An 8,770-nucleotide genomic window follows, 5' to 3' on the forward strand; every position below is an offset into this window, starting at 1 on the left:
CGTGGAACAGGCCGCGCGATACGTGTGCGGCACGGGCCCGGCCGGCATCACTCCGGCCCGCGCGCACCGGTCCGCCCCGGGCCCGGGGCGGACGGAGTCCCGCCGCTCGTGTCACGCCCGCCTCAGTCGTGCGGGCTCAGCAGCACCGGCAGGGCGCGGTAGGAGTTCATCAGGAAGCTGGCCATCGGCTCCAACTCCTGCGGAGCGCAGGCCAGTCGCATCCGGGGAAAGCGCTCGAAGAGCGCCGCGAAGGCCCCGGTCGCCTCCACCTCGGCGAGCGGCGCGCCCATGCAGCGGTGCGTGCCGTGCCCGAATCCGAGCGTGTCGCGCCCGGTGCGCAGCACGTCGAACCGGTCGGCGTCCGGGCCGTAGCGCTCGGGGTCGAGGCCGCCCGCGGCGAAGGAGACCAGGATCGGGTCGCCCTTGCGGATGAGGACACCGTCCAGGTCGATGTCCTCCACCGCGAACCGCATGGGCGAGTAGGCGCCGGGCGTGTGCACCCGCATCGTCTCCGCCGACACGTCCTGCCAGCTCGCCCGGCCCGCACGTACGTGCTCCAGCTGGTCCGGGTGGCGCAGCAGCGCACCGACGGCGTTGGTGATCAGCGCCGCGGTGGTGTCCTGCCCTCCGGCGATCATCAGGAAGAGCGTGCCGAGCAGTTCCGCCTCGCTCAGGCGGTCGTCGTCGTCCCGGGCGGCGATCAGCGAACTGGTCAGATCGTCCCCCGGCTCGGCCCGCTTGGCCTGCACCAGCTGCGACAGCAGCATGAAGGCCTGTATCCGCGCCGCCTCTATCTCCTGTCCGGGCAGGGTGGTGCTGAAGACCTTGTGCAGCGCGGCACACAGGGCGTCCGTCGGTCCCCCCTGCGGGACTCCGAACAGTTCGCAGATCACCCGCATCGGCAGGATCTCCGCGAAGGCGGTCCGCAGATCGACCGGGGTGTCGGCCGGCAGGGCGGCGAGGCCGTCGACGAGTTCGGCCGTGATCGCGGCGACCCGGGGGCGCAGCGCCTCGGTGCGCCGCGCGGTGAACGCCCCGGCGACCAGCCGGCGCAGCCGCGCGTGGTGCTCCCCGTAGGCGAACAGCATGTTCTCGTTGGCCACCCACGGATACAGCGGCCATTCCTCGGTGATGCGGCCCTCGATGAAGGCGGGCCAGTGCCGGCGGGCGTCCTTGGAGACGCGCGAGTCGGTCAGCAGCCGCTCCACGTACCGCTGTCCGACCACGGCCCAGGCGATCACGCCTCCGGGCAGCTGAACTTGGACAGCGGGTCCCTGGCCCCGCAGCCTGGCGGCCTCGCCCGCCAGGTCCCGCCCGGTCACGTCCAAGGCGTAAGGGCAGACAGCAGTCGTGTTCATCGTCGCACTCCCTGGGTCGGTCTTGCACCGGTGGCACGTGCCCAGGGGAGGCGGGTCCCCGGCCCTCCCCCTCCGGGGGCGCACGCGGTCGCGCCCCCGACGACTGTTCAGTTGTGGCTCTGTTCCCGGCCGCCCTCAGTCGGCGGCCGGCACCTGCTCGGCGGCCTCGCGCAGTCTCAGTGCCGCCGCGTACACCCGGGCGCCCCGGTCGGCAGCCGTGTCGAGCTGCATGAGCACCGCGGGGACCGCGATGCTCGCCATCAGGTGACGCTGCAGGTCCGAGACGCGCTCCGGCAGGTCGGCGTGATTCGACATGATCTTGGAGAGCACCTGCACGCCGGTGAACGCCCCGACGAACATCCGTGCCGTCGCCGCGACATCGACATGCGGCAGCAGCTCGCCGTTCTCCTTCGCCTTGCCGAGGATCTCGGTGTTGTGCCCGATCCATCCGCTCATCGGCACCTGCCGGTCCAGGCCGTCGCTCGGGGCCCCCTGGTCCACCGTCAGGCGGATGCTGCCTTGCACCATCGGATCCCCCACCGACAGCAGATGCGCGAGCAGGAAGGCCTCGTCGATGCCCTGCTGGAGCATCAGCTCCTGCTGCGGCGGAGCCGGGATCGCTTCCAACTGGCCGGCCAGGACCGCCTGTGCCAGCTCCTCCTTGGAGGCGAAGTGGAAGTACAGGGCCCCCTTGGTGACGCTGGCCCGGTGGAGGATCTCCGAGATCGTCGCCGCCTCGTAGCCCACCTCGGCGAAGACCGCGGCGGCGGAGACGAGAATGGTCCGCCTCGTTCTGATGGCCCGTTCCTGCAGCGCCATGGCCTTCACCTCCGCATCGGCTCCAGTCAGTTCCTAGTGAAAATAAACCGACAGGTTTGTATTGTGCCACCCCCGGCCCCGCGCGATCAACCATGCCTGCAAGGCGCCTGGGAATGTCCTATTTTTCCATAAATGCGGAATAGTCTGGTGAACGGCTGGTTGGTCAAGGAAACCTGGCGCGCGGTTTATCTCGCTCGACAGCACCCGTGCCGTGCCGGCAGACCTCGATCACGATGCCGCAGAATCGGATATTCCGCTACGGATAGCCCAGGTGGACACTTGAAGATCCCTTGTCGGCGGCTCGCGCTTTACCGTTACGTGACTTGATAAGGAAACCGGTAGGTCCGTATCTTCTGGGTCCTGCACTTCCCATTCGGATCTGCGACTGACGGGGGAGAGGGTCATGGCCCTTCTGGCAACCCAGCCCTGCATACGGACCGCCACTTCCGGCGATCCCGGCCAAGCGACGGATCAGCCACTGAGAACGGAACTGCCGGGCGAGAGCCCGCGGACCGACCGCCTGAGTGCCGATCACCTGAGAGATCTGAGCGCGATCGAGTCCCTCGCCTTCGAGGGCCTCGAGACCATCGACACCATCGACACCACGCCCGCGCAGGACCTGGCCCGGCTGCTCTTCGGCGAGGACGGCGAGCGCGAGCAGGTCCACGACCGCTGGCGCACACTGATCCGGAACGAAACGTTTCGCCATCGTCCGGGCCGTTCTCCCGCCGAACAGGCGGCACAGTCCTACGAGTGGCTGCGGCTGGTCAACGACACCATCGGGGAACCCCAGAGCCTGGCCACGGACCCGAGCCTGCTGGCGAGCCTGCACGAGTGGACCGCGATCGTGGACGGCGGCGGGGGCCTGTGCACGGTGGCGAGCATCCACTACAACCTCTTCCTCGGCAGTCTCCTCGACCATGAGGCGGCAGAACACCGGGATCTGTCCGAGTTCACGTCCATGCGACGCATCGGCACGTTCCTGTGCACCGAAGTCGACCACGGCAATGACAGCGCCGCGCTGGAGACCACCGCCGAACTCGACCAGGACGGCGGCGGGTTCACCCTGCACACCCCGCACCCCGGGGCACAGAAGTTCATGCCCAACACCAGCACCACCGGCGGCCCCAAGAGCGCCGTGGTCGCCGCCCGCCTCATCGCCGACGGCCAGGACCAGGGCGTGTACCTGTTCCTGACCCCGCTGAGCGACGAGCACGGCCTGCTGCCGGGAGTCCGGGTACGCCGGCTGCCGATGCGTCCCGGCGCTCCCGTCGACCACTGCCTGACCGCCTTCGACCACGTACGGCTGCCACGCGAGGCGCTCCTGGAGGGCGAGCACGGCCGGCTCGGCCACGACGGCACCCTCACCAGCACCCTGGGCAACCGCCGCAAGCGATTCCTGCGGTCGATCGGCCGGGTCACCGTGGGCAAGATGTGCATGAGCGGCGCGGCCGTCGGCGCCTCCAGGGCCGCACTGGCCATCGCAGTCCGCTACGGCGAGCACCGCCGGGTGGCCGGCCCGAAGGCGGGCGAACGCATCCCGGTCAACGCCCACCGCAGCCACCACGGCCGGCTCCTCCGGTCGGTGGCGACGGCGTATGCCATGACCTTCCTGCACCGGTCGGCGGTGACCGCCTGGACGGGACACACCGCCGAGACCCGCGACGAGGCCGAGCGCCTGGTGGCCGTCGCCAAGGGATGGATCACCTGGCAGGCCCGCGCCATCACCGCCGAATGCCGTGAACGCTGCGGCGCACAGGGCCTGTTCGCGGTCAACGGACTCGCCGGCTTCCCCGACTACGTCGAGGGCACCGTGACCGCCGAGGGCGACAACCTCGTGATCTGGTCCAAGGCGGCGGCCGAGCTGCTCTTCGCCGGCGAGCCCGCCCAGCCCCGGACCACCTCGCCGGACGGCCCCGGGGACATGACCGACCCCCGCTTCGTGCGCTCCCTGCTGGCGCAGGCCGAGGCCATCTGGCGAAAGCGGGCGCGGGCCGCGCTGCGCCGCGGACCCGCCAAGGACCCGGTGGCCCGATGGAACTGGGCGTCGTCACCGGCCCTGGAGATGGTCTCCGTGTACGCCAGGCTGCGGGCCGCCGACGCCTTCCTCGAGGCCGCGGAGCAGGGCTTACGGCCCGAGGCACGGGAGCTGCTGGACAGACTGTGCCTGCTGTTCCTGCTGGAGCAGATCCGCAGCCACACCGGCGACCTGCTGATGGAGGGGCACATGAGTGCCGACCAGGTCCGCGAACTCCCGGTCGTCATCGACACGGTCGTCGACGGCCTCGCCACCCACATGAGGACGCTCGTCGACGCCTTCGACCTCCCCGAGGAGTACCTGGACGCCATTCCGATCGCGAACAGCGGCCGGGTCCCGCTCGCCGACTACGCGGACATCGCCGAATAGGCCCACGGACACGCGGGGGACGCACTCCGCTCCCCCGCCGCAGCCGTCGTCCGCTGCCAGCCGGCAGAAGCCGGCACCCCACTTGCAGGAGCTAACGCCCGAGCAGACGAAGCATCAGCCTCGCCTGACTGGATTCGATCATTGACGGCAGTATGCTGCCGCGCATGGCATCTCCGAACCCCGGAGGTGAGCGGGAGAAGCTCGTGTCCAAGCTGCCCGCCTCGCTCCGACAGGCACTCAAGGTCCGGGCCGCGCAGCTCAACACCGACCTCCAGGACGCCGTAACCGCAGGCATCCTGGCCTGGCAGGCTCATACAGAGGAACTTCCCCCCGTCGACACAGCCGGTGCGGAATCCTTCGGGACCTGGCTCCCCGAAGGTCTCTACGACACCTTCAGGCAGGACTGCGGCACCCGCGGCGTCTCCTACATCCAAGGTCTCGCCCAGGCCGTCGTCCTGTGGCTGGAGCAGAACCCAGCCGGCGACGAACCCGCCGTCACACGCCGCCTCATCGTCTGCAACCAGAAGGGTGGCGTAGGCAAAACCGCCGTGTCCGCCGGCCTTGCCCAGGCCCTGGCGGAAGAAGGCGACCGCGTCCTGCTGGTCGACTACGACCCGCAAGGCCACCTCTCCCACCAACTGGCGCTGAAGGCGATCCCGGCCGGGCAGGAGAGCCTGGTCACTCACATGCTCAATCGCGATCAGGCCAAGCAGCCCCTGCTCGACCTGACCGTCGCCATGGACGGAGCGCGCTTCGAGGACCGACTGCGGATCCTTCCTGCCGCCTTCGACGCCTTCCTCCTCGACTCCGGCCTCACCATCTTCCGTGGTCCTCGTCATGCGGCACTTGAGCGTGCCCTGGCCCCCCTCGAGGAGCACTTCGACGTCATCGTCATCGACTCGCCGCCAAGCCTCGGCCTCGCCATGGACGCCGGCATCTTCTACGGACGCCGCCGCGACGGTGAGAAGCCCGGCAGGTCTGGCCTCGTCATCCCCGTCGAAGCCGAGGACACCTCCGCCCAGGCCTACGGCATGCTCATCAACCAGGTCGCATCACTCACCAAGGACTACGACATCGAAGTCGAACAACTCGGCCTGGTCGTCAACAAGTACGACTCGCGCCGCGGCTTCATCGCCACCTCCTCGCTGGAGAAGTGGAAGGCCCTCGGCACTCCCCCGGTCCTCGCTGTGGTCCCCGACCTCAAGGAGCAACGAGAGGCTGTGCGCGTTCAGAAGCCACTCCTGGCTTACGCACCCGAATCCGACCAGGCTCATCACATGCGTCAGATCGCCAGGGGGCTCGCGTGAGCAAAGCCGACGCGTTGGGCGGATCCGCCACCTTCGACGCCGTGGCCCAGCCAATGAGCAGTCGGGCCGCATCCTTTGCCGCCTTTGCCGGCCACAACACCGCGGAGGAATCCGCCGCCGGAGCGACCGCCACCAACACTCCGCGGCTCCGCATCCAGCAGCTCGTGCGCAACCCCTACAACCCGCGAGTCGAGGTCAAGTCCATCGAGGACATGGCCGACAGCCTCACCGGACGCGGCATCATCCAACCCCTGACGGTCGTGACTCGCCGGGCATTCCTCCAGGCCCACCCCGGCCAGGAGCATGCCCTCGGCAACGCGGAGTACGTTGTCGTCGACGGCAACCGCCGCCTCGCAGGAGCGGAACTTGCCGGCCTTGACGATGTCCCCGTCCATCTCGACGACTCCCTCGCCCAAGACGCCGACACCTTGCTGGAAACCGCGCTCACCGCCGCTGTTCAGCACGAAGACCTAGAGCCCCTGGACGAAGCCAAGGCGCTCGAACGTCTTGTCCAGGTCCACGGGTCACAGCGAGCCGTGGCCCGAGCGCTGGGCAAGTCCAGCGGATGGGTGACCCAGCGCCTGGCTCTGCTCAAGCTCACCCCAGAGCTCCAGAAGGCGCTCGAAGACAAGACACTCCCTGTGAAGATCGCCCGCACAGTCGGGCAGCTGCCTCAAGAGCAACAGCACAGCGCTGCCCAGGAAGCACTCGCACAACGCGCGAAGAAGAAGGAGCCCCAGCAGAAGCCGGCCAGTGCTTACCCGGTAAGCACCCCGCCGGCACCCGCCGCCAAGGCACCTCGGAAGGAGTCGGTAACCAGCGGAACCCAGGAGGAGGACCTGGCGGTGCTTGCCGCAGACCTGAAGAGACGCCTGACCGCGGAGCAACTCGAAAACCTCGTTGCGCTGCTCATCAGCTGACAGCCGACGCACACCTGGACAGGCTTGTTGGCACCTGTGAACCACCTCTAGATTTGTCGGAGGTGGGTCGTGGACGATGTCATCGGGGCGGTCGGATGACGACCGTCGGCGTCCGCTTGGATGTTGGGGGGTGGATGAACGTCGTTCTGTGGGTCGTGCAGAGTCTGCTCGCGTTCGAGATCTTCACGATCGGCTTCACGAATGTGGTGAAGGGCAGCCCGGGTTTCGCCGCGACGAACAGCCCCGAGCTGGCGATGCTTTTCGGCGTCGGTGATGGTACGAAACCCCATGTGAAGCTCGTAGGCCTTTACCAGATGGCTGTGGGCGCCGGACTGATCATTCCTGGAGCGGTCGGTTGGCAGACATGGCTGGTCCCTGTCTGCGCATTGCTCGTTGGCGCGCAACCGGTATTCGATGTCCGACGAAACCGAGAGCTTGACCTTGCTGCCTTCGGAGTCTTCGATATCGTCCGCGCTGTCGCCGCTCTGTTCGTTGCGGCCGGGCGTGTGTGGATCGTTCCGCTGTGACCTCTGCGACCGTTGCACTGGTCGCTCGCCGCGCGGCGTCGACCGGGAGACGATCACGCAGGCGATCGGATTGAGTGGGGAGCAGGTGCGGAAGGCGCTGCGTGGGGAGCTCACCAGCGAGTAGTCGGAGGCGCCCAGGTAGTCTAGTGTGATTTGACTTGACCATTCTATCCTCACTAGACTTACACTCATGAAGTACAGGGACCTGGTCAAGAAGATCAGAGACGCGGCCAAGGCCAAGGGCATCCGCTTCGAGATGCTGCGCCAACGAGGCAGCCACCAGACGTGGACCTGCGGCAACACCCCCGTCGTGATCCCTAAGCACAGCGAGGTCAACGAGATCACCGCTGAGAACATCTGCAAGACGCTCGAACCCGAACTTGGAAAGGGATGGTGGCGGTGAGCACCTACCGCGTAGTCGCCCGGAGAACCGGCGACTGGTGGGCCCTCGAGGTCCCCGACCTGCCGGGTGTCTTCAGCCAGGCCAAGCGTCTCGAGCAGGCAGACGAAGCCGTCCGCGAGGCGATCGCCGTCATGCTCGACGTCGAGCCCGACACGTTCAACGTGTCCGTCGAGCCGGAGCTGAGCGAGGAAGAGCGCGCCATTCTCCAGGAAGCCGCCGCGGTCCGGAAGGCCCGCGCGGAGGCCGAGGAGAGGGAACGGCTTGTGATGAAGCGCGCCGCCTCCACGCTGACCCGGCACCTCAGCCAGCGGGACGCCGGCCGCATCCTGGGGCTCTCCTTCCAGCGCGTCTCCCAGCTCCTGAAGGACGAACCGAGGAACGCGAAGGCCCAACCCAGGCGAGCAAAGGACCAGCCGCAGCGCAAGACGGGACGCACCAAGACATCGGTCTAGCGCACCCTGCCCCGGCGAGAGTCCTCCCCGCCGACGCGGTGGTATTCCGCTGGCCAGTACGGAACAGATCCCCACCCGGCAGCGTGCACCGCGCCCCCTATGCACCCTCTTGAGTCCGCTGAGCCAGGTCGAACGAGAGGTACTGCGGGCGGCCTTCAACCGACCGGGGAGAGCGCCTCGCAGAGGACTGCCAAGCATGAAAACTGACACAGCATCAACTTAACTGGTGCCAGTGAACGTACCGATGGAAAAATAGAGTTCTTTGAAAGACAGGAAAGATAGACAACTTAAATGTTCGGAACTGACTGTCAGTTCGAATCAAAGCGATGTTAACAGAGGCCGGCACCGCAACAGTGGCCTGTTTCTCTGCGGATTATTTCGAACCGACCCCACCCGCCTAGCCGCGCTTTTCAGGAATTCGTGGAGCGAATTCCTGGCCGGAATTGCGGAGCAATTCCATACCCCGGAACGGAGTTCCGGGGTCCTGGCCACGCCGCGCGAGGCGGGCCTGCTCGGCACCGACGTGGGCCTGCCGATGCTGCTGCTCTCCCGCCACTCCCTGGACCGGACGGGCCAG

8 protein-coding genes and 1 pseudogene are annotated in these 8,770 nt (G+C 67.7%); 7 read left to right on the plus strand and 2 right to left on the minus strand.

Features of this window, described 5'->3' with window-relative positions:
- Positions 1-122: 122 nt before the first annotated feature.
- Positions 123-1,358, minus strand: a complete 1,236-nt coding sequence (locus ABZ484_RS37760; protein ID WP_358870478.1) for a cytochrome P450 — start codon at positions 1,356-1,358, stop codon at positions 123-125.
- Between the two features lie 135 nt (positions 1,359-1,493).
- Complete coding sequence (locus ABZ484_RS37765; protein WP_358870479.1) at positions 1,494-2,177, minus strand: ScbR family autoregulator-binding transcription factor; 684 nt, start codon at positions 2,175-2,177, stop codon at positions 1,494-1,496.
- 403 nt (positions 2,178-2,580) lie between these two features.
- On the opposite strand from ABZ484_RS37765, the gene ABZ484_RS37770 reads away from it, so the two are divergent.
- The 7 genes and pseudogenes from ABZ484_RS37770 to ABZ484_RS37800 form a co-directional block, all read left to right on the plus strand.
- Entirely contained in the window at positions 2,581-4,584 is a 2,004-nt protein-coding gene (locus ABZ484_RS37770; RefSeq protein WP_358870480.1) for an acyl-CoA dehydrogenase, read from the plus strand.
- 164 nt (positions 4,585-4,748) lie between these two features.
- Positions 4,749-5,891, plus strand: coding sequence for a ParA family protein (locus ABZ484_RS37775; protein ID WP_358870481.1), 1,143 nt, complete (start codon positions 4,749-4,751; stop codon positions 5,889-5,891).
- On the plus strand, positions 5,888-6,811 hold the full coding sequence (locus ABZ484_RS37780; RefSeq protein ID WP_358870482.1) for a ParB/RepB/Spo0J family partition protein: 924 nt from the start codon (positions 5,888-5,890) through the stop codon (positions 6,809-6,811). The genes ABZ484_RS37775 and ABZ484_RS37780 overlap by 4 nt, the downstream gene beginning before the upstream one ends.
- A gap of 134 nt (positions 6,812-6,945) precedes the next feature.
- Complete coding sequence (locus ABZ484_RS37785) at positions 6,946-7,338, plus strand: hypothetical protein (protein WP_358870483.1); 393 nt, start codon at positions 6,946-6,948, stop codon at positions 7,336-7,338.
- Between the two features lie 190 nt (positions 7,339-7,528).
- A complete protein-coding gene (locus tag ABZ484_RS37790) occupies positions 7,529-7,741 on the plus strand; it encodes a type II toxin-antitoxin system HicA family toxin (protein WP_358870484.1) in 213 nt (70 codons plus the stop codon).
- Positions 7,738-8,193: a type II toxin-antitoxin system HicB family antitoxin gene (locus ABZ484_RS37795; protein ID WP_358870485.1), complete on the plus strand. Its 456-nt coding sequence runs from the start codon at positions 7,738-7,740 to the stop codon at positions 8,191-8,193. The genes ABZ484_RS37790 and ABZ484_RS37795 overlap by 4 nt, the downstream gene beginning before the upstream one ends.
- A gap of 484 nt (positions 8,194-8,677) precedes the next feature.
- Positions 8,678-8,770 (plus strand): annotated as a pseudogene (locus ABZ484_RS37800) (GntR family transcriptional regulator); the annotation flags it as partial.

This window comes from Streptomyces sp. NPDC006393 (assembly GCF_040628575.1).
Taxonomy (GTDB): domain Bacteria; phylum Actinomycetota; class Actinomycetes; order Streptomycetales; family Streptomycetaceae; genus Streptomyces.